Annotated in this window: 17 protein-coding genes; 9 read left to right on the top strand and 8 right to left on the bottom strand. The window is 71.4% G+C overall.

Translation table 11 applies throughout. From position 1 onward, the window contains the following. Positions 1 to 32 precede the first annotated feature (32 nt). Positions 33 to 1,520, top strand: a complete 1,488-nt coding sequence (gene pdxR, locus H9Y04_RS20205; RefSeq protein ID WP_187815336.1) for a MocR-like pyridoxine biosynthesis transcription factor PdxR — start codon at positions 33 to 35, stop codon at positions 1,518 to 1,520. Here the strand turns inward: pdxR and H9Y04_RS20200 are convergent. The 3 genes from H9Y04_RS20200 to H9Y04_RS20190 all read right to left on the bottom strand — a co-directional run bounded on the left by H9Y04_RS20200 (position 1,496) and on the right by H9Y04_RS20190 (position 3,781). Then, entirely contained in the window at positions 1,496 to 2,170 is a 675-nt protein-coding gene (locus tag H9Y04_RS20200) for a hypothetical protein (protein ID WP_187815335.1), read from the bottom strand. The two genes, pdxR and H9Y04_RS20200, sit on opposite strands and share 25 nt — an antisense overlap. Before the next feature lie 31 nt (positions 2,171 to 2,201). Next, entirely contained in the window at positions 2,202 to 2,612 is a 411-nt protein-coding gene (locus tag H9Y04_RS20195; RefSeq protein ID WP_187815334.1) for a VOC family protein, read from the bottom strand. 233 nt (positions 2,613 to 2,845) lie between these two features. Further along, positions 2,846 to 3,781 (bottom strand): NADP-dependent oxidoreductase, encoded by a 936-nt coding sequence (locus tag H9Y04_RS20190; protein WP_187815333.1) that lies wholly within the window; start codon positions 3,779 to 3,781, stop codon positions 2,846 to 2,848. Positions 3,782 to 3,904: 123 nt separating this feature from the next. Between H9Y04_RS20190 and H9Y04_RS20185 the strand changes: the two genes are divergently transcribed. From H9Y04_RS20185 to H9Y04_RS20165, 5 genes are all read left to right on the top strand, one after another. Beyond that, entirely contained in the window at positions 3,905 to 4,339 is a 435-nt protein-coding gene (locus H9Y04_RS20185; protein ID WP_187815332.1) for a winged helix-turn-helix transcriptional regulator, read from the top strand. 152 nt (positions 4,340 to 4,491) lie between these two features. Next, positions 4,492 to 6,069, top strand: coding sequence for an alkaline phosphatase D family protein (locus H9Y04_RS20180; protein WP_187815331.1), 1,578 nt, complete (start codon positions 4,492 to 4,494; stop codon positions 6,067 to 6,069). Positions 6,070 to 6,146: 77 nt separating this feature from the next. Beyond that, entirely contained in the window at positions 6,147 to 7,577 is a 1,431-nt protein-coding gene (locus tag H9Y04_RS20175; RefSeq protein ID WP_187815330.1) for an SWIM zinc finger domain-containing protein, read from the top strand. Next, positions 7,574 to 10,267 carry a DUF6493 family protein gene (locus H9Y04_RS20170; RefSeq protein ID WP_187815329.1) on the top strand — a complete coding sequence of 898 codons (2,694 nt, stop codon included), beginning with the start codon at positions 7,574 to 7,576 and terminating at the stop codon, positions 10,265 to 10,267. The genes H9Y04_RS20175 and H9Y04_RS20170 overlap by 4 nt, the downstream gene beginning before the upstream one ends. 155 nt (positions 10,268 to 10,422) lie before the next feature. Beyond that, complete coding sequence (locus tag H9Y04_RS20165) at positions 10,423 to 11,955, top strand: GNAT family N-acetyltransferase (protein ID WP_438818122.1); 1,533 nt, start codon at positions 10,423 to 10,425, stop codon at positions 11,953 to 11,955. On the opposite strand, the gene H9Y04_RS20160 is transcribed toward H9Y04_RS20165, so the two are convergent. After that, positions 11,897 to 13,087 (bottom strand): trans-sulfuration enzyme family protein, encoded by a 1,191-nt coding sequence (locus tag H9Y04_RS20160; protein ID WP_187815328.1) that lies wholly within the window; start codon positions 13,085 to 13,087, stop codon positions 11,897 to 11,899. The two genes, H9Y04_RS20165 and H9Y04_RS20160, sit on opposite strands and share 59 nt — an antisense overlap. A gap of 59 nt (positions 13,088 to 13,146) precedes the next feature. Here H9Y04_RS20160 and H9Y04_RS20155 point away from each other — a divergent pair, with 59 nt between their 5' ends. Together H9Y04_RS20155 and H9Y04_RS20150 are read left to right on the top strand one after the other, a co-directional pair. Continuing rightward, entirely contained in the window at positions 13,147 to 13,626 is a 480-nt protein-coding gene (locus H9Y04_RS20155) for an Lrp/AsnC family transcriptional regulator (RefSeq protein ID WP_187815327.1), read from the top strand. Positions 13,627 to 13,727: 101 nt separating this feature from the next. Then, positions 13,728 to 15,413, top strand: coding sequence for a DUF885 domain-containing protein (locus tag H9Y04_RS20150; RefSeq protein ID WP_187815326.1), 1,686 nt, complete (start codon positions 13,728 to 13,730; stop codon positions 15,411 to 15,413). Between the two features lie 125 nt (positions 15,414 to 15,538). Here H9Y04_RS20150 and H9Y04_RS20145 read toward each other — a convergent pair whose 3' ends face one another. The 3 genes from H9Y04_RS20145 to H9Y04_RS20135 all read right to left on the bottom strand — a co-directional run bounded on the left by H9Y04_RS20145 (position 15,539) and on the right by H9Y04_RS20135 (position 17,547). Beyond that, positions 15,539 to 16,036, bottom strand: a complete 498-nt coding sequence (locus tag H9Y04_RS20145) for a DinB family protein (protein WP_187815325.1) — start codon at positions 16,034 to 16,036, stop codon at positions 15,539 to 15,541. A 68-nt stretch (positions 16,037 to 16,104) separates the two neighbouring features. After that, the gene (locus H9Y04_RS20140) at positions 16,105 to 16,950 is read right to left on the bottom strand and encodes an SDR family oxidoreductase (protein ID WP_187815324.1); all 846 of its coding nucleotides are present in this window, start codon (positions 16,948 to 16,950) and stop codon (positions 16,105 to 16,107) included. Positions 16,951 to 17,052: 102 nt separating this feature from the next. Beyond that, a complete protein-coding gene (locus H9Y04_RS20135; RefSeq protein WP_187815697.1) occupies positions 17,053 to 17,547 on the bottom strand; it encodes a rhodanese-like domain-containing protein in 495 nt (164 codons plus the stop codon). Between the two features lie 89 nt (positions 17,548 to 17,636). Here H9Y04_RS20135 and H9Y04_RS20130 point away from each other — a divergent pair, with 89 nt between their 5' ends. Further along, positions 17,637 to 18,083 carry an Lrp/AsnC family transcriptional regulator gene (locus H9Y04_RS20130; RefSeq protein WP_187815323.1) on the top strand — a complete coding sequence of 149 codons (447 nt, stop codon included), beginning with the start codon at positions 17,637 to 17,639 and terminating at the stop codon, positions 18,081 to 18,083. A gap of 16 nt (positions 18,084 to 18,099) precedes the next feature. Here the strand turns inward: H9Y04_RS20130 and H9Y04_RS20125 are convergent, their stop codons facing one another. Then, positions 18,100 to 18,333, bottom strand: a complete 234-nt coding sequence (locus H9Y04_RS20125) for a hypothetical protein (protein WP_187815322.1) — start codon at positions 18,331 to 18,333, stop codon at positions 18,100 to 18,102. Positions 18,334 to 18,382 lie beyond the last annotated feature (49 nt).

Below are 18,382 nucleotides of genomic sequence, written 5' to 3'. Positions count from 1 at the left end.
GAGCCAAGCGGTCCGTATTAAGGTCCACTTTCATGACGTCATCGGGGACCAATTCCTCTGCGGACAGCGGGACTTCGGGCGGAGAGACTTCGGGCGGCTGGACCACCGCCTGGGAGCTGCTGCTGCCCGCGGCGGCCGCGCCCGCCCGCGCACGCGGCAAGGCCCTGCAATCGGCGCTGCGCGAGGCGGTGCGCTCGGGACGCCTGGCGCCCGGGACCAGGCTGCCGGCCAGCCGGGCGCTCGCCGCCGACCTGGGCGTCTCGCGGGGCCTGGTCACGGAGGCGTACGAGCAGTTGACGGCCGAGGGGTATCTGCGCGCGGGCCGCGGGTCGGGCACCTGGGTGGGCGGTGCGGTGGCCGCCTCCGCGACACGAACGGGCACTGGCGCTCAGGACTCCGCACCACGCACCCGGCTCAGCCTGCTGCCCGGCATCCCCGATCTGTCCCTGTTCCCGCGCTCCACCTGGTCCGCGGCGCAGCGCGCGGTGCTCGCGGAACTGCCCCACACCACGCTCGGCTACCCGGATCCGCAGGGGCTGCCGCGGCTGCGTACGGCCGTGGCGCAGATGCTGGCCCGCAGAAGGGGCGTGGTCGTCGCGCCCGAGCGGGTCGTGGTGTGCTCGGGGGTCTCCCAGGCCATGACCCTCCTCGGCCTGGTGCTGCACGCGCGCGGGGAGCGGACGGTGGCCGCGGAGGATCCCGGCAGCCCCGAACACGCCGAACTCTTCGCCCACTCGGGGATGCGGACCGTACGGATACCTCTGGACGGCGAGGGCCCCGACCTGGCCCTGCTGCGGGATGCGGGCGTGCGCACTCTGGTGGCCACGCCTTCCCACCAGTTCCCGTCCGGAATCGCCTACTCCGCACGGCGCCGTGCGGAACTCCTCGCCTGGGCGCGGTCGGTGGACGGCCTGGTCATCGAGGACGACTACGACGGGGACTTCCGCTACGACCGCGCACCGGTGGGCGCGCTGCAGGGCCTCGACCCCGATCACGTCGCGTACACCGGCTCGGTCAGCAAGTCGCTTGCGCCGGGCATGCGGCTCGGCTGGCTGGTGGTGCCCGAGGAGCTGACCGCGGCGGTCGTGGCCCGCAAGCGCCTCATGGACCTCGGCAATCCGGCGCTCGACCAGGAGGTGCTCGCGCGGTTCGTCGAACGCGGTGACTACGACCGGCACTTGAGGCGGGCGCTGCGCACCTACCGTGAGCGCCGCAACGCCCTCCTCACGGCGCTCGCCGAGCAGCTGCCCGGCACCGATGTGTCCGGGATCGCCGCCGGTCTGCATGTGATCGCCGCGCTTCCCGCGGGCGGATCACCAGGGCCTGAGCTCGCGGAGCGTGCGGCGGCCGCGGGTCTCGCGATCCGTCCCCTGGAGTCGTACACCTCGGCGCCCGCGCCCGACGGCCGGGCCCATCTCGTGATCGGTTACGCGCACTTGGCGCCGGACCGGATCGCCGAGGCCGTGGGACTGCTAGCGCAGGTCGTTCGCGGCGGTCAGGGGCTGCCCGCCGCCAGATAGCCGAGGATCAGGAATCCGAAGCCGAGGGGAAGGTAGACGAGGCAGAGCAGCAGCGGCATCCAGCCGATCACCCAGCCGCGCAGGGAACGCCCGGGCACCATCTTCTGGTTGGCCCGGCGCACCTCGTCCTCGAGTCCGAGCCGTTCGCCGGCGCGGGCCGACACCACGACACCGGCGTCGATGGGCCGCTCCAGGAGCGCCCGGCGGACCAGCCGGTCGACATCCCCCGCACCGCCCCTGAGACCGTTCACGATCACCCGCACCCCATGGGCGTCGGTCAGGATCAGCCGGTCGTCCGTCGAGGCCTGGCTCGCCACCTCGCTCCGGCCGACCTTCGTGAGCCGGGCCAGGTCGACGGTCCGGCGGCCGGTCAGCGTCCGTACGGACAGCAAGTCCTTCTCGTACGGGGTGACATGCCAGCCGGTCGCGGAGTAGAAGACGACCAGCACGCTGACCAGCGGCGTGACCAGATTGCCGAAGACCAGGGCGTCGGAGACGAGGCCGGCCTGGACGAGGAGCGCCGTGACGACCAGGTACACCGGCGGGAACAGCCAGCCGAACCAGTCCGTCACCTGACGCGCTCTGCGGCCTTGGCCCGGGGATATCGCCAGGTCGGGCGGGGCGGTGGATGCACCGGAGTTGAGCGCCATGTGCATGACGCTATCGCGGAGCGCTCCCGGGTCAGGAGTTGGACCAGGCGCGGGTGCACAGGACGAGGCGGTAGCCGTCGGGGTCCTCCAGTGTGACGCCCCATTCGTTCCAGTACGGGTTCGGCGATGTGACGCGCTTGCCGCCGTGCTCCTCGATCCGGGCGACCAGTTCGTCGGGGACGGGGCCGTCCAGGTAGACCACGAGGAGGTCCTCCTCCGTGGGGCGCGGGGCGACCGGGTGGTGCGCGTCGTACACGAGCTCCAGGTGCCAGCCCGCGTCCGGCCAGCCGAGCATCAGCAGGTCGTGGGCGTCGGGACCGTGGTCGCCCTCGGTGCGCCACACCACGCTGAGGCCGAGCCCGTCCACGTAGAACTTCTCCGCGGCGGCGAGGTCGAGGGACGGGCGGGCGATACGGATGTGACTGCGGGCGTCGATGGTCATGCGGGGCTCCCCCAGGTCGTGCTCGGTCTGCGGCTTCTTGTGCTGGTGCCTGCTTCTGCTTCTGCTTCTGCTTCTGCTTCTGCTTCTGCTGTCGATCTTGGTGGACAGCGTAGGCGGGTTCGATCAACTGGGCATCGAGCCTTGGTCGTACGACCTGGGGAGGCCATGGGGGTCCGGTCCTAGGACCGGTCCCTGGAGAGTGGAAGGGGTGCGGGGCACGTGGTGGCCGCGGATCAGGGCTTGAGCACGATGCGTCCGCGCACTCCGCCCTTGGCCATGGCGCGGTGGGCGTCGCCGGCCTGCTCCAGCGGGAAGACGGCGTGCACGCGGGCCGGCAGGCGGCCGGAGGCGACGTCGGCGAGTAGACCGCTCAGGCGGGTGCCGTCGGGGTGCGCCACCACGACGTCCACCCTGATGCCGCGCTCGGCGGCGGGCCGGGCGCTCGGCTGGACGCCCACGAAGGCGCCGCCGTCGCGGACCAGCGCGAGCGCCTTGTTCTGCAGTGCCGCGGCGTCGGCGACCGCGTCCCAGCCGGGAGTGGCCTGCGCGGTGAACTCGGCGCCCAGGCCGCGGACGAACGTCTCGTCCTCGACCCTGGCCAGGCCCGTCACCTCCCAGCCGCGGGCCGGCGCGAGGGCGGCGACGTAGCTGCCGACGGCGCCGGCCGCACCGGTCACCAGGAGCCTGCGGCCCTCGCCCGGGGCATCGCCGAGCAGGTCGAGCAGCTGGGCTGCGGCGAGTGCGTTGAGGGGCACGGTGGCCGCGGCGGTCAGGTCGAGGCCGTCGGGGACGACGGCGAGGTTGCCCGCGGGCAGGACGAGTTCCTCGGCGTAGGGGCCGAAGTCCCGGTCGAAACCGTCCACGAGACCGGCGACGCGGGTGCCGACGGTGAGCTCGGCGCCAGGGCCCGCTGCGCTGATCGTGCCTGCGAAGTCCCAGCCCAGACCCACGTGTTCGGGCTGGTGCACCAGGCCGAGCCGGTGGAAGACACCGCCTGCGACGCCGAGGTCGACGGGGTTGACGGTGGCCGCGGCGATCCGCACGCGGACCTCGCCGGGACCGGGCTCGACGAGGGGCAGGTCGGCCATCTCGATCGAGTCGGGCCCCTGGGGGGAACGGACGACGGCGGCGCGGTAGGTCGTGGTGGCGGAGTTGGTGTTCGCGTTCATCGGTCGCTCCAGGTGGCTTGTGCTCGTCTGCTGACATCCCCCACTCTGGAGTGGTCGCTCTCCATCGGGAAGTAGGCACCTCAAAGTGCGTAACTCCCCGCCACGATCCGGGAGGAGCATTCGATGCCGACCACGACGGCGGCTCAGCAGCGTGCCGAGGCGAAGCTGAGCTACAACGCGTTCCTGGAGGGCTGTCCCAGCCGCCAGTTGCTCGCCCGTATCTCCGACAAGTGGGTCGCGCTGATCCTCGCCGCCCTCAGCGACGAGGGCCCGGGGACCGAGGGCGGCGGCGAGCCGCGGGCGATGCGCTACTCCGAGCTGTCGCGCCAACTGACCGGGGTCAGCCAGAAGATGCTCACCCAGACGCTGCGCGCCCTGGAACGCGACGGGCTGGTCATCCGCACCGTGACGCCCACCGTGCCGGTGACGGTCACGTATGAGCTCACCGAGCTCGGTGTCTCCCTGCAGCAGGTGATGCGCGGCCTGAAGCAGTGGGCCGAGGCGCACATGGACGAAGTGTTCGTGCATCGCGGGGACTACGACGCCCGCGAGGCCTGAGCCGCTGCGTCACTTCTGGGTGTTGGTGCCCGAGCGTGCCGTGTTCCCTTGTGCGGTAGGCGAGTTGTTCACTTGGGGTTCGCATACGCGCCGCAGTGCACCAGTAGGTCTGTTGCTGCGCACTTGTCGGACCCGTCCCAGGAGGCTCACCGATGCCAGCAGGTCAGCAGGGCTCCACCCCCGGCCGCCGTTCCGTGCTGCGCGGCTCGCTCGCCGCGTCCGCCGCGCTGACGCTGCCCATCGTGGGCGCAGCGCCCGCGCTTGCGCTGTCCGGTCGGCCGCGCGCCGCGTGGGGTGTGCAGACCGGGGACATCGACACGCGGTCCGGCCTGGTGTGGGTGCGCTCCGACCGGCCGGCCCGGATGATCGTGGAGACCTCGGCGAGCGAGTCGTTCCGCCGGACGCACACCTGGCACGGTCCGCTGCTCGGTCCCGGCAGCGACTTCACGGGCACGACGCGGCTGCGCGGACTGCCCGCCGGCGAACAGATCCACTACCGCGTGACCCTGGCCGACCCCGAGGACCCCCGGCGCACCAGCAGCCCGGTGACCGGCACGTTCCGCACCGCGCCCGAACGGCGCCACCAGGACGTGCGTTTCGTGTGGTCCGGCGACATCGCAGGACAGGGCTGGGGTATCAACCCGGAGCTCGGCGGCTTCCGCGTCTTCGAGGAGATGCGCCGCAGAAACCCCGACTTCTTCCTCTGCAGCGGCGACACCGTGTACGCCGACGGTCCGCTGCAGCCGACGGTGACGCTGCCCGACGGGCGGATCTGGCGCAATGTGATGACCGAGGAGAAGGCGAAGGTCGCCGAGACCCTGGCCGAGTTCCGCGGCACGTTCCGCTACAACCTGCTCGACGAGAATCTGCGGCGCTTCAACGCCGAGGTCCCCTCGATCGTGCAGTGGGACGACCATGAGGTCCGCAACAACTGGTACCCGGGACAGATCCTGGACGACGTCCGCTATACGGAGAAGAACGTCGACGTGCTCGCGGCACGGGCCCGGCAGGCGTTCGGCGAGTACTTCCCCATCAGCACGCTCTCCGGCCGCCGCGACGAGGGACGGGTGCACCGGGTGGTGCGGCACGGTCCGCTGCTCGATGTGTTCGTCCTGGACATGCGCACGTACCGCAATGCGAACTCGGCCAACCGGCAGACCGACGACCCGGTGGGCATCCTCGGCGCCGAGCAACTGGCCTGGCTGAAGCGGGAGCTGGCGCGCTCGCGCGCGGTCTGGAAGGTGATCGCCTCCGATATGCCGCTCGGCCTGGTGGTGGCGGACGGCGCGGTGAACTTCGAGGCGGTGGCGCAGGGGGATCCGGGCGCCCCGCTCGGGCGCGAGCTGCAGATCGCGGAGCTGCTGCGGTTCATCAAGCATCAGCGGATCACCGGCACGCTGTGGCTGACCGCCGACGTCCACTACACCTCGGCCCAGCACTACGATCCGTCGCGGGCCGCGTTCAAGGACTTCGCCCCGTTCTGGGAGTTCGTGTCCGGGCCGCTGGCGGCGGGCGGGTTCCCGGCGGTGAAGCTGGACAGCACGTTCGGCCCCGAGCAGTCCTTCGTGAAGGCGCCGACGCGGGCGAACGTGTCCCCCGCCGAGTCGCCGCAGTACTTCGGCGAGGTCGATATCGACGGCGGCAGCGGCGAGTTGACGGTGCGGCTGCGCGAGGACACCGGGGCGGTGCTGTTCACGAAGGTGCTGCAGCCCGGTCGCGTCGGTCAGTGAGGCGCGCCAAACTGCGCTGACCTGCGGTTTGTTGAGGGCCGCGGCCGTTGTCAGTGGCGCCGCTTACGGTTCTTCGCATGACGCGATCACTGCAGGCCGTGGCCTATCACCGCTCCTCCGCGCTCGAGTCCGGACCGCTGGGACAGCGGCTCGGACTTGAGACCTCGCGCGGTGCCACGCCCACGGGGCAGGTGGACCATCCGCGGTTTTTCTCGGGGTTCGTCACCGCGCCACGGATAGCCGCCGCGGCGCTGCTCGCCGTGGCCGATGTGGCCGCCGCGCGCTATTTCCAGCCGCAGCGGCCCGCGTCGTACGACCCGGTGGTGACGGGCAGCGGCGACCGGCTGAGGTTTGAATCCTTCTCCGGATGCGGGGGTGTGCTGGCCCGGCTCGACCTTCTGAGTGAGGGCCTTGACGGCGGCGGGGTCGGGCACGGCACGACCAATGTCGATGTCAACCACCCGCTGCGCGAGGCGCTGTCGCGGGTCGGCTCGGACGATCCGCTCCATCTGCGGGTCGGCCCGGAGGAGTTGGCGGTCACCACGCTGGACGGTCCGGTGGTCGAGAAGAAGGTGCCGCTGCCGGACCGCTGGCTGCGCGGCTTCGCCGAGGCCCAGGTCGTGGCGGCGGATTTCGAGCTGCGCGCCGAGCTGCCGGCCGCCGAGGCGGTGCTCTTTCTGCGCGGTCTGCCGCGCGTCACCGGGGCGCGTGGGGCCGGCCGTGGGGCGATGTGGGTGGTCCCGGCCGGGCGCGGACTGCGGCCGACGACCCGTCCTGCACCGGGTGCGGTCTGCCTGCCCGGACCCGAGCGGCTCGCCGCGCTGCAGCGAGTGCTGCGCCATGCCAGGGCGCTGCGGGTGTACGGGCCTGCCGCGGCGGATGCGTCGCCGTCGGCCGGTGCGTGGGAGGCCGTGCTGCCCGGCATGCGGCTGACGCTGACGCTCTCCCCCGATGTGACCCGCGGGTTCTCCGGCGAGGGAGGAGTGCTCTCATCACTCGCCTCGGCCGAGGCGCAGGAGGATGCCGAGCTCATCTCGGTCCTGCTGTCCTGGGAGCCACGGATCGATCTGGCCGAGCTGGCCGCGTCTTCGGGCCTCACGGTGGAGCGTGTGCGGGCGGCCCTCGTGTATCTGGGGACCTCGGGCCGGGTGGGCTACGACGCGTCGGAGGCGGCGTACTTCCATCGTGAACTGCCGTATGACAGCGGGCGGGTGGAGCGGCACAATCCGCGGCTGAAGGATGCGCGGGCTCTGGTGGACCGGGGCGCGGTGGTGCTGGACGGGGAGATGGCGACGGTGCGGGCGCAGGACGGGCATGTGCACCGGGTCCGTACGGACGGCGGGGTGCTGACCTGCACCTGTTTGTGGTGGGCCAAGTACCGGGGTGGCCGGGGGCCTTGTAAGCACGCGCTGGCGGTGCGGTTGGTGCGGCGAGGTGAGGCGGGCGGGCGCTCTGTCTCCGCCTCCGTTGCCCAGCAGGCGCCGGTGTCCGAGGGGGATGCACGATGACGATCGGACTGCTGACGGGCGGCGCCGTGGACGCGGCGCTCGCCGATGCCGGTGCCGGTGTGCGCGCCGTGTACGAGGCGATCCAGCAGGGCGAAGCCGAGCTCGCCGCACAATGCGTCGGCAAGCTCGACCGCGCGGAGCGCCGGTCCTGCGGGGAAGTGCTCAAGAAGCTGCGTGCGGCGAACCGGGGCGTGTGGTCCTGGGAGCAGCGCGAGCGTCTGCGGGCCCTGTTCGTGGCCGGAGCGGGCTGCCAGACGGGGGCCGCGGCCGCCGCGGACTGGCTCGCGAGCCGCGATTTCCGCTGGGCGGACTCCTCCATGGAAGAGCTGCTGCTCCGGGTGCTCGCGGACCGTGCGCACGAATGGCAGGCCGACGTCGCGCGCCGGCTGGCCCAGCGGCCCAGGTCGTCCGGAATCTCCTATGAGTTGATGGCCGGGCTCGTGCGGCTGTCCGGGTGCGCGGCGCCCACGACCGAGAGCTATGTGCACGGTTGGATGTTCTCGCTCTTCCGCCGGCCGGAGGGATCCCTGATCACCCGGCTGCGCAACGACCCGGATCTCACCCGGCTCGTGGCCGCGTTCTTCCTGACGCCGGAGGTGGGCACCTATACCGACCAGTACACCTATCCCGGTGTGGAGGGGCAGAATTCCTGGCCCGAGGCGCTGGAACTGCTCACCCGCGAGGGCTCCCTCGATCGCGCCACGATGGTCGGTTCCTGTCTGGCCCGGCTGCTGCGCGGCGGCCGGCCGATGGACGACCGCATGTTCCTGAGCCTCCTGGACGAACTGGCTCCGACCCGCGAGGAACAGCTCCGCCACCTAGCGGACTGGTCCGCCCTCGCGTCCGACGGGAGCTCCGTGGTGGCCGGTCACGCCCAGGCCGTGCTCGCCGGCCTGGCCCTGGACGGTGATCTGCCCGACACCCGGCTCTCGGAGATCTCCCGCGCAGTGCTGTTCCGTACGGAGAAGAAGCTGGTCCGGGCCCAGTTGGTGCTGCTCGGCAAGGTGCTCAGGAGCCGTCCGGAGGCCGCCGGGGAGCTGCTTCCCGCCGTGGCGGAGGCCTTCGGGCACGCGGACACCGATATCCAGGAGCGTGCGCTCAAGCTGGTGGCCCGGCACACCGATGCGCTCGACCGGATGCAGCTGGCGGAGCTGGCCACCACGGCGGAGTTGCTGGCGCCGGGGCTGCGCTCGCGTGCGGCGGAGATCCTGGGGCAGCCGATCGGTGACGAGGACGAAACCCCGGACACGTACGAGGAGTTCCTGCCGCCCGTGCCTGAGCCGGTGCGGACGGCGCCGGCCGGAGCGACGCCCGCCGAGGTGGCCGAGGACGTCAGCGTGCTGCTCGCGGGGGCCGTTTCCGACATGGTGACGTTCGAGCGGGCGCTGGACGGGCTGATGCGGCAGGCGTACCGGGACCGTGAGGCGCTGCGCGAAGCTCTGCTTCCGGTGGTCCAGGCACAGCGGTGGTGGGACCACACCCTGCAGCGGATCTCCCAGGACGGGACCTTCCCCCTCCATTCGAGCGGTATCGAGCTGATGGTGGCAGCGGTCCTCGGCCGGCTCTCCACGACGTACCTGCATCGCCATGCGCAGCTCGCCTGGTCGGAAGGTTCGAGGCGACGCGGCGGTCCGGTGGGGGTCCGTGACGCACGCTACTGGGAGGCGGCCTACCGGCTGCATGTGGATCCCGCGCCTTTCCTGCTGGCAGCGCCCACCGACAGCTCGGGCTCGCTGGATCCGGCCGTATTGCTGGAGCGTCTGGAGGAGTACGCACGGCTCGGCGCCCGCGTGGGCGAGACGGACTTCGGCCAGGCGCTGCTGCGGGTGCGCTTCGACAGCCCGGCGGACGAGAGGGAGTTGAGCGCATGGGCCGAGCGGGCGGAGGCGATCGGCATCCCGCACGGGGCGCGTCTGGCCGAGCATCTGCGGGCGGGCGCACCTGCCGCACCGGTGTCCCATCGCGGGCTGCGGGAGTTCCACAACTTCGACAGCGTGCTCGTCGATCTCGGCGAACTGCCCTGGCTGCAGGAGCGCTTCCGCGGTCCCTTCGCCCGCATGGGCCGCCCGGCGACCGCGGCCGACGGCAATGACGCAGCCGTGCTGCACCACAAGCATCTGCTGGCCGTCGTCCCCGGCCAGCCCGAGCTGCTCGCCGCCCGACTGCTGTACGCGATGGCCGCCACCGCCCTGCACGACTATCCCGTCACCAGCGGATATCTGCCGGCCCTCGCCGAGGCACCCGGCCCCGCCGGACCAGCCGTGCATCTCTCGGTCGCCTATGGACTCGCCCTGCGCAAACCGCAGGACCGGCTCGAGGCGGTGGACGCTCTGCTCGTGCTCGCCGCGCGCGGGGCGCTGGATCCCGCGCGTCTGGGAGCGGACATCGCCGATCTCTCCGCGCTGGTGCACATCACGCCGAGCCGACTCGCGGACGGCCTGCGCACCGCGGCAGGCACCGGCGCGTACGCCACCGTCTGGTCGGTGATCCGTGCGGCATTGCCCGCGCTGCTCACCATGGAACGTCTGCCGGCCAAGGCGCTCGGCGACTTCCTCGAAGTCGGCGCCGACTGCGCGGAGCGCTGCGGTGCGCGCGGCGAGATACCCGAACTGACGGAGCGGGCCGCCCGGTCCGGCACCTCGCGGGTGCAGAGCCAGACGCGACGGCTGCACCGGACACTGGGCGGTTAGTGTCCGTCACACGCCGCGGTCACAGCCGCTCCGACCTGGGGCGTTTCTCGGCGCAACCCGTAAGCAATCCGACCGCAAAAAGGGCAGAAGGGAACTTAACCGCTCAGTCACAAAGCGTTCGTGATCACGCAACACCGATCGATCAGAGTACTTCCATGAGTAGTGACATGACGGAAGTGACGACGGAGACCAATACCCGGGGCCGACGCCGGTTCAGGGGCCGCGCGGAGCGTTCCCGGCGTGTGGCACGGCATCACTGGCGGCGTGATGTCGTCGAGCTGGCCGCGCTGTTCACGGCCGTCGCGGTCGCGGACACCATCGCCAAGACGGTGGTGAAGGGACCACGCGGTCCCTTCATGCTGATCGCCTCGGCCGTGGCGCTGGTGGCCACAGCCGTGTTCCACACCTGGTGGGCGCGGCGACAAATCCACGCACCGCCGGGTCCGCCACCGCGCACGGCCGTCCCCCTTGCCCCGCCCACGTCCGCACTCACCGAGGAGAACACCGAGACCAGGCCCCTGGAGATGCCGACCACCTTGTGGCGGATGCGTACCACCGTGCGCGACGAGCCCGGTTCGCTGGCCGCGCTGTGCGCCGCGCTCGCCGCCCTGCGCGTGGACATCCTGAGCCTGCAGACGCATCCGCTGGCGCAGGGCACGGTGGACGAGTTCCTGCTGCGTGCGCCGCAGGACCTCGCCACCGCCGAGCTCACCCGGGCCGTGGCAGCGGCCGGTGGCTCGGGTACCTGGACCGAGCGCGCCGACGCCCACGACCTGGTCGACGCACCGACCCGCATCCTGGGCCTGGCCACCCGTACGGCCCTGGACGCGGCCGAACTGCCTCTCGCGCTGCGGCAGTTGCTCGGCCGGTGCACGATCCGTTCCGTGCCCGCCAAGTCCCGCGCCCGCGCCGCGCAGAACGCGCCCGTGGAGGGCCGTCTGGACAACTGTGTGATGCGGCTGCAGGACGGGGAGGGCGGCGAGATCGTGGTCGAGCGGCCCTATCTGCCGTTCACGCCCACCGAGTTCGCCCGCGCCCGGGCCCTGGTCGAGCTGGACGCGCGGCTCGGACCGCGGATTCCGCGCGCCCAGGATGTGCTGACGCTGCCCGAGGGCAACGCGATCACGGTGCGGCGCGCGGACCTCGCCGATGTCGAAGCAGCCAAGGCGATGCACGACCGCTGCTCTCCGGACACGCTGCGGCTGCGGTACCACGGCCCGGTCGGCGACGCCGACAAGTACCTCAACCATCTGCTCAGCCCGCGCTATGGGCGCACGCTCGCCGTCCAGACCGCATCGGGCCGGCTGGTCGCGCTCGGTCATCTGCTGTGGGACGGCGACGAGACCGAGGTGGCGCTGCTCGTCGAGGACGACTGGCAGCGCCGCGGCATCGGCGCCGAACTCCTCGACCGTCTGGTCGCGATGGCCGTCGAGGCCGGCTGCGAGAGCGTGTACGCGGTGACCCGGGCCGCCAACACCGGCATGGTGGCGGCGATGCGCGGCCTGGGTCTGCCGCTCGACTACCAGATCGAGGAAGGCACGCTGGTGATCACGGCCCGCCTCGACGCGGGAGCGACTCCCCCGCGCGCCGAGGCGGCCGAGCACTCCGGAGCCGAGAGCTCGGGAGCCGTCAGCTCGCCGCTCCCGTCCGCTGTCCGGCCCGCCCACCGCGACCCTGGCCACCGCTGAGAGCCTGGTCCAGATCGGCCCACAGGTCCTCGACGTCCTCCAGGCCGACCGACATCCGCAGGAGCCGGTCGCTCACACCCGAGGAGCGCCGGTCCCCGGCGTCCACGATGCGGTGGCTGATGGACGCCGGGTGCTGAATGAGGGTGTCCACGCTGCCGAGGCTGACCGCCGGGGTGATCAGCTCCACCGAGGCGGTCACCTCGTGCGGGTCGCCCACGGTCTCGAAGGCCACCATCGCCCCGCCGATCCGCGGATAGTGCACCGCACTGACCCGCGGGTCGGCGGCGAGCCGTCCGGCCAGCTCCGCGGCGGTGGCGGACGCGGCCCGTACCCGTACGGGAAGCGTCGCAAGCCCGCGCAGCAGCAGATAACCGGCGAAGGGGTGCAGCACGCCACCGGTCGTGAACCGCACCTGGCGCAGCTTGCGCGCGAACTCCTCGTCGCAGGCCACGATGCCGCCCATCACATCGCCGTGCCCGCCGAGGTACTTGGTCGCGCTGTGCAGCACCAGACGCGCCCCGCTTTCGACGGGCCGCTGCAGTACGGGAGTGGCGAAGGTGTTGTCCGCGAGCAGCGGCACCGAGCCGCAGGAGTGCGCGATGGCCTTCAGGTCGAGTTCGCGCAGGGTCGGGTTGGCCGGGGACTCGACAAGGACCAGACCGGTGTCGGGGCGGATCGCGTCGGCGATGCCGGCCGGGTCGACCCAGGTGACCTCCGTACCGAGAAGTCCGGCGTTCAGGAGGTGATCGCTGCAGCCGTACAGCGGGCGGACGGCCACCACGTGGCGCAGACCGAGAGAGGCACGAACCAGGAGCGCCGCGGTCAGCGCGGCCATGCCGCTGGCGAACGCGACGGCGCTCTCGGTGCCTTCGAGCCGTGCGAGTGCGGTCTCGAAGCGGGCGACGGTCGGATTGCTCAGCCGCGCGTACACGGGCGGCCCGTCGTCGAGCGCGCCGGTGGCCGCGAAGGCGTCGATCCGGGCAGCTTCGTCGCGGCTGTCGTACGAGGGGTAGGTGGTCGACAGATCGAGCGGCGGCGCGTGCAGTCCGAGCCCGGCGAGGTCCTCGCGGCCGGCGTGCACGGCTTCGGTGGCGAGCGCCCGGGATACGGCGCTGTAGTCGTCGGTTGCCATACGCGGATTCTGAACAGTGCACCGGAATCGGCCACCGGATCCCGTGTTATGTTCGGCCGATGAGCGAGTCCGTCGTACTTGATCCGGTAGATCTGGACATTTTGCGTCTGCTGCAGAACGACGCCCGGACCACCTACCGCGATCTCGCGGCGGAGGTGGGCGTGGCCGCTTCCACCTGCCTGGACCGGGTGGCACGGCTGCGCCGGGCGGGCGTGATCCTGGGGCACCAGTTGCGCCTGGATCCGGCGAAGCTCGGCCGGGGACTGCAGGCGCTTTTGATGGTGCAGGTACGGCCGCACCGCAGGGAGCTGGTCGGCCCGTTCGTCGAGCGGATCCGGGCGCTGCCGGAGTCGCGGTCCGTGTTCCATCTGACCGGGCCCGACGACTATCTGGTGCATGTGGCGGTGAGCGACACCGCGGATCTGCAGCGGCTGGTGCTCGACGAGTTCACCTCACGGCGCGAAGTGGCCCGGGTCGAGACCCGGTTGATCTTCCAGCAGTGGGACTGCGGACCGCTGCTGCCACCCGCTGCCGGCTGACCGTTTGTCGGGCACTAGGTGCCGGATTCCGCAGTGTCCGGCGGAAAGCCGAGAGCGGAATCCACTGACGCCGGGCGGTTGTGCGTACGAAGATGATCCACATGTCAGACACCATGCGCAGCCTTCTTCCCCGTCAGGTCGCCGATGCCTATGTGGACGACCTGATCGCCCTCGACCCGATCACCGGCACGTATCTCGGCGACGCCTCCAGCGCCACCCGTCTGCCGGATCTGTCGCCCGAGGGCACCCGCCGCCTGGCGGATCTCGCGCGCACCACGCTGCGCCGCCTGGACGAGGCCGAGCGGAGCGCGGGTGCGGACAGCGAGCACGAGAAGCGCTGTGCCCGGCTGCTGCGCGAGCGCCTCACCGCGCAGTTGCAGGTGCTCGACGCGGACGAACCGCTGTGCGCGCTGAGCAACATCATGTCGCCGGCGCAGGAGGTCCACGATGTCTTCTCGCTGATGCCGCTGGACACCGAGGACGACTGGCGTGCGGTGGCGGCGCGGCTGCGGGCCGTGCCCGCCGCGTTCGCGGGGTACCGGGAATCGCTCGCGCTGGGCCTGGAGAAGAAGATCTACGGGGGGCCGCGCGCGGCGGCCACGTTCATCGGGCAGCTGACCGAGTGGGCGGGCACCGAGCGCGGCTGGTTCGAGGAGTTCACCGATCCGGCCCCGGATGCGCTGCGCGCCGAGCTCGACGAGGCCGGCCGGCTCGCGACGGCCTCGGTGGTGGAGCTGCGCGACTGGCTGCGCGATGTCTACGCCCCTGCGGTCGAGGGCGCGCCGGACACGGTCGGGCGGGAGCGCTACGCACGCTGGTCGCGCTATTTCAACGGGACGGATCTGGATCTCGACGAGGCCTATGAGTACGGCTGGGCGGAGTTCCACCGGCTGCTCGGCGAGATGCGCGTCGAGGCCGAGAAGATCCTGCCCGGCGCCGAGACCCCCTGGGTGGCGCTGGCGCACCTCGACGAGCACGGGCGGCACATCGAGGGCGTGGAGGAGGTGCGCGCCTGGCTGCAGCAGGTGATGGACGAGGCCATCGAGGCCCTGGACGGCAGGCACTTCGAACTCGCCGAGCGGGTACGGAAGGTGGAGTCCCGGATCGCGCCGCCCGGTGGCGCCGCGGCCCCGTACTACACCTCGCCGTCCGAGGACTTCTCGCGCCCGGGCCGCACCTGGCTGCCGACGATGGGCCAGACCCGCTTCCCCGTCTACGACCTGGTGTCGACCTGGTACCACGAGGGCGTGCCGGGCCATCACCTGCAGCTCGCACAGTGGGTGCATGTCGCGGACAACCTCTCGCGTTACCAGGCCTCCGTCGGCATGGTCAGCGCCAACGCCGAGGGCTGGGCGCTGTATGCGGAGCGGCTGATGGACGAACTGGGCTTCCTGCGCGACGCCGAGGAGCGGCTCGGTTATCTGGACGCGCAGATGATGCGCGCCGTCCGCGTGATCATCGACATCGGTATGCACCTGGAGCGAGAGATCCCGGCGGACTCGCCGTTCCACCCGGGTGAGCGCTGGACGCCGGAGCTGGCCCATGAGTTCTTCGCCGCGCACTCCAGCCGTCCGGCGGACTTCGTGCAGAGCGAGCTGATCCGCTATCTGTCCACGCCGGGGCAGGCCATCGGCTACAAGCTGGGCGAGCGCGCCTGGCTGCTCGGCCGCGAGAACGCCCGCCGCGCGCACGGCGATTCCTTCGACGCGAAGGCCTGGCACATGGCGGCGCTCTCGCAGGGGTCGCTGGGTCTGGACGATCTGGTGGAGGAGCTTTCGCGGCTGTAAGGGCCGCGGGACGCTGAGGGCCACGGAGCAATGAGGACCACGGGAAGGGGCGCCGGCACGGTGCCGGCGGCCCCTTCCCGTACGGGCGGACCTCGCCCCTCAGGCTCGGCCGAGCAGTGCTTGCATCAATCGAGGACCAAACGCTGCCTGCCGTCGATGAGTTCGCGCACCGCGTCCAGGTGACCCAGGTGCGTGGCCGTCTCGGTGATCACATGCAGGACGACCTCGCGCAGGTTCGCGTACTGCCAGCCGCCGAAGAAGTCCGGCCACCAGAGCGGGGCCGCCTCCAGATCGGCGCCGGCGAGGAAGGCGTCCGCGAGCTCGCACTCGCGGCGGTACAGGGCGAAGATCTCCTCGGCCGTCTTCTCCCGGGCGGGCTGCCACGCGTCCTCCTCCGACCCGAGGATCTCGTCGATCGCCGCCCTCTCCCCCGCCGCGACAGCGCGGAACCAGAACTTCTCGCCGTCCAGGGCGAGATGGTGCACCAGCCCGAGGCACGTCCAGCCGGACGGCAGCACCGGGCGCCGCAGCGCTTCCTCGTCCAGGCCCTCCAGGATGTTCAGGACATCGGTGCGCTTGCCGTTCAAGACGCGCAGCAGCGTGGTCGGTTCGGAATCAGCCATGCACCGGAAGGTATCCGGCCCCACTGACAGGAGGGATCAAGTCCGGCAGAGGGAGGACCTGCAGGGTTTCAGCGGCGGAAGCCGCCCTCGGAGTCGATCACGTTCCCGGTGATCCACTCGGCCTCGTCCGTCGCCAGCCAGGCGATCAGCCGGGCCGGGTCGTCCGGCATGCCCCAGCGTCCCGCGGGGAAGCGGTCGGCGATCGCGTCGTAGATCTCACCGGTGAGGTAATCCGTGTCCACCGGGCCCGGGTTGACGGTGTTCACGGTGACCAGGTGCTCGCCGAGCGCCGTGGCCAGGCCCCGGGTGGCCGAGGCGAGCGCGCCCTTCTGCAGGGAGTACGCGATCTCGTGCGGCATTCCGCCGCCGTGGTCCTGTCCGGAGGTCATCATCATCACCCGCCCGCCGGGAGCGGGCTTGGGCAGTGCGGCCCGCAGGGCGGCGTAGGCCTGGACGAGCAGGACCACCGAGCGGGTGTCGACGGCCCAGTGCCGGTCGAGCATCGCGGCGTCGATCTCGTACAGGGGGCCGTCGCTGCCGCTGAGTGCATGGTTGGCGACGAGGATGTCGAGCCGGCCGCCGAGCGCGGCGGCTGCGGTCTCGATCAGCCGGGCGGGCGCGGCGGGGTCGGACAGGTCGCCCGGCCCGTCGACGACCACCGCTTCAGGGTCGCCGAGCACTTCACGTACTCCCGCGGCGACCGCTTCCGGACGGTCACCGCCCCAAGGCATTCCTGCATCGTGCGGCACATGGTGGTGCAGATAGACGCTCGCGCCGTACGCGGCGAGCCGGCGGGCCACGGCATAGCCGATGCCGCCGCGCCGGCTCGCTCCGGTCACCAGCGCGGTGCGGCCGCGCAGCGGCAGGGGGTCGCGGCGGAGCTGTTCGGGTGTGGGGTGCGGGAGTCGAGGCATCGCGGATCATAATGCCGGGTACTCGCCGGGGCGCTCAAGCCATTTCGGCCCGGGACCCGTCACCACACTGCCGACGGGTCCCACCCCTTCCCTCCACAGCGGTCAGCAGCCGCAGTCGCCCTCGATCGGCGCGGTCAGCGGGTCGGCGTCACGCTGCGCCGCACCCTCCCAGGTCTCGTACGCGAAACCCTCGCGCGCCCAGTACTCGAAGCCGCCGAGCATCTCCTTGACCTGGAAGCCGAGTTGGGCCAGGGCGAGCGCCGCGCGGGTGGCTCCGTTGCAGCCGGGACCCCAGCAGTACGTGATCACGGGGACGGACTTGTCCAGGAGCTGCTCGGCCTGCTCGGGGATCTGGGCGGTCGGCAGGTGGATCGCGCCGGGCACGTGGCCCTGGTCCCAGGAGGCGGTGGAGCGGGTGTCGATGACCACGAACCCGGGGTCGCCGTCGGCGGCGAGCGTGGCCGCGACATCGGAGACATCGGCGTGGAAGGCGAGCGAGGCTGCGAAGTAGGCGGCGGCCGCGGCCGGGGCGGCCGGGGGCACGCGCAGAACGGGGTTGTCGCTGGTCAGGGCGGTCTGTGTCGTCGTCATGCCCATAAATCTACGGCCGGTGATCATGCGGGGACCAGCGAATTTCCCCGGCGTACAGCTTGATCCGCCGGTGAATCCCCTGCTATTCCTCGAACATGACCGGCTATTCCCCCGATGCCACCGACTGGCTGATCCTCGACGCGCTGCAGCGCGACGGACGGGCCAGTTTCGCGGAGCTCGCACGCACCGTGTCCATGTCGTCCAGCGCCGTCACGGAGCGGGTGCGCCGCCTGGAGGAGGCGGGTGTGATCCAGGGCTATTCGGCCGTGGTCGTACCGGAGCAACTGGGCCTGCCGATCCTGGCGTTCGTCCGGCTGCGTTATCCCAACGGCAACTACAAGCCGTTCCACGATCTGCTGGAGGTGACTCCGGAGGTCCTCGAGGCGCACCATGTGACAGGTGACGACTGCTTCGTCCTCAAGGTCGCGGCCCGCTCCATGAGCCACCTCGAGGAGGTCTCCGGGAAGATCGGCACGCTGGGTGCGGTGACGACGAGCGTGGTGTACTCCTCACCGCTGCCCCGGCGCGCGATCAGCCGCTGATGGTGCCTCTCCGGCGTCAGCCGGCCAGGCGTTCACGCAGCAGCTTCTTGCCGATCTCGGCGCCCTTGCGGCTGTCGGCCTGTGCCTTGCGGAACAGTTCGACGACCGGTTCGTCCTTCTCGCGCTCCGCGTCCTGGATATAGGTCTCCAGGCGCAGCGCGTTGTTCAGGCAGGACTCGACGTACCAGACAAGGTTGTAGTCCTTGTCCTTGGTGCCGGTGACGGATCCGGTTTCGCGGCCGGTGGGCATGGTGGCTTTCCCTCCCTTGGACGGGTCACGGGTGCGCCGCCAGATCCAT

This window comes from Streptomyces polyasparticus (assembly GCF_014493765.1).
Classification (GTDB): Bacteria; Actinomycetota; Actinomycetes; order Streptomycetales; family Streptomycetaceae; genus Streptomyces; species Streptomyces polyasparticus.
The sequence above is the reverse complement of the archived record's forward strand: the minus strand, read 5'-3'. Positions and strand labels throughout refer to the sequence as shown.

What these genes read in the sequence shown, in the direction of transcription:
- H9Y04_RS20190 (WP_187815333.1), bottom strand. Translation starts at nt 3,781, where the DNA reads ATGAACGCGAACACCAACTCCGCCACCACGACCTACCGCGCCGCCGTC.
- H9Y04_RS20140 (WP_187815324.1), bottom strand. Translation starts at nt 16,950, where the DNA reads ATGCCTCGACTCCCGCACCCCACACCCGAACAGCTCCGCCGCGACCCC.
- H9Y04_RS20200 (WP_187815335.1), bottom strand. Translation starts at nt 2,170, where the DNA reads ATGGCGCTCAACTCCGGTGCATCCACCGCCCCGCCCGACCTGGCGATA.
- H9Y04_RS20150 (WP_187815326.1), top strand. Translation starts at nt 13,728, where the DNA reads ATGTCAGACACCATGCGCAGCCTTCTTCCCCGTCAGGTCGCCGATGCC.
- H9Y04_RS20165 (WP_438818122.1), top strand. Translation starts at nt 10,423, where the DNA reads ATGAGTAGTGACATGACGGAAGTGACGACGGAGACCAATACCCGGGGC.
- pdxR (WP_187815336.1), top strand. Translation starts at nt 33, where the DNA reads ATGACGTCATCGGGGACCAATTCCTCTGCGGACAGCGGGACTTCGGGC.
- H9Y04_RS20185 (WP_187815332.1), top strand. Translation starts at nt 3,905, where the DNA reads ATGCCGACCACGACGGCGGCTCAGCAGCGTGCCGAGGCGAAGCTGAGC.
- H9Y04_RS20155 (WP_187815327.1), top strand. Translation starts at nt 13,147, where the DNA reads ATGAGCGAGTCCGTCGTACTTGATCCGGTAGATCTGGACATTTTGCGT.
- H9Y04_RS20125 (WP_187815322.1), bottom strand. Translation starts at nt 18,333, where the DNA reads ATGCCCACCGGCCGCGAAACCGGATCCGTCACCGGCACCAAGGACAAG.
- H9Y04_RS20160 (WP_187815328.1), bottom strand. Translation starts at nt 13,087, where the DNA reads ATGGCAACCGACGACTACAGCGCCGTATCCCGGGCGCTCGCCACCGAA.
- H9Y04_RS20170 (WP_187815329.1), top strand. Translation starts at nt 7,574, where the DNA reads ATGACGATCGGACTGCTGACGGGCGGCGCCGTGGACGCGGCGCTCGCC.
- H9Y04_RS20130 (WP_187815323.1), top strand. Translation starts at nt 17,637, where the DNA reads ATGACCGGCTATTCCCCCGATGCCACCGACTGGCTGATCCTCGACGCG.
- H9Y04_RS20180 (WP_187815331.1), top strand. Translation starts at nt 4,492, where the DNA reads ATGCCAGCAGGTCAGCAGGGCTCCACCCCCGGCCGCCGTTCCGTGCTG.
- H9Y04_RS20135 (WP_187815697.1), bottom strand. Translation starts at nt 17,547, where the DNA reads ATGGGCATGACGACGACACAGACCGCCCTGACCAGCGACAACCCCGTT.
- H9Y04_RS20195 (WP_187815334.1), bottom strand. Translation starts at nt 2,612, where the DNA reads ATGACCATCGACGCCCGCAGTCACATCCGTATCGCCCGCCCGTCCCTC.
- H9Y04_RS20175 (WP_187815330.1), top strand. Translation starts at nt 6,147, where the DNA reads ATGACGCGATCACTGCAGGCCGTGGCCTATCACCGCTCCTCCGCGCTC.
- H9Y04_RS20145 (WP_187815325.1), bottom strand. Translation starts at nt 16,036, where the DNA reads ATGGCTGATTCCGAACCGACCACGCTGCTGCGCGTCTTGAACGGCAAG.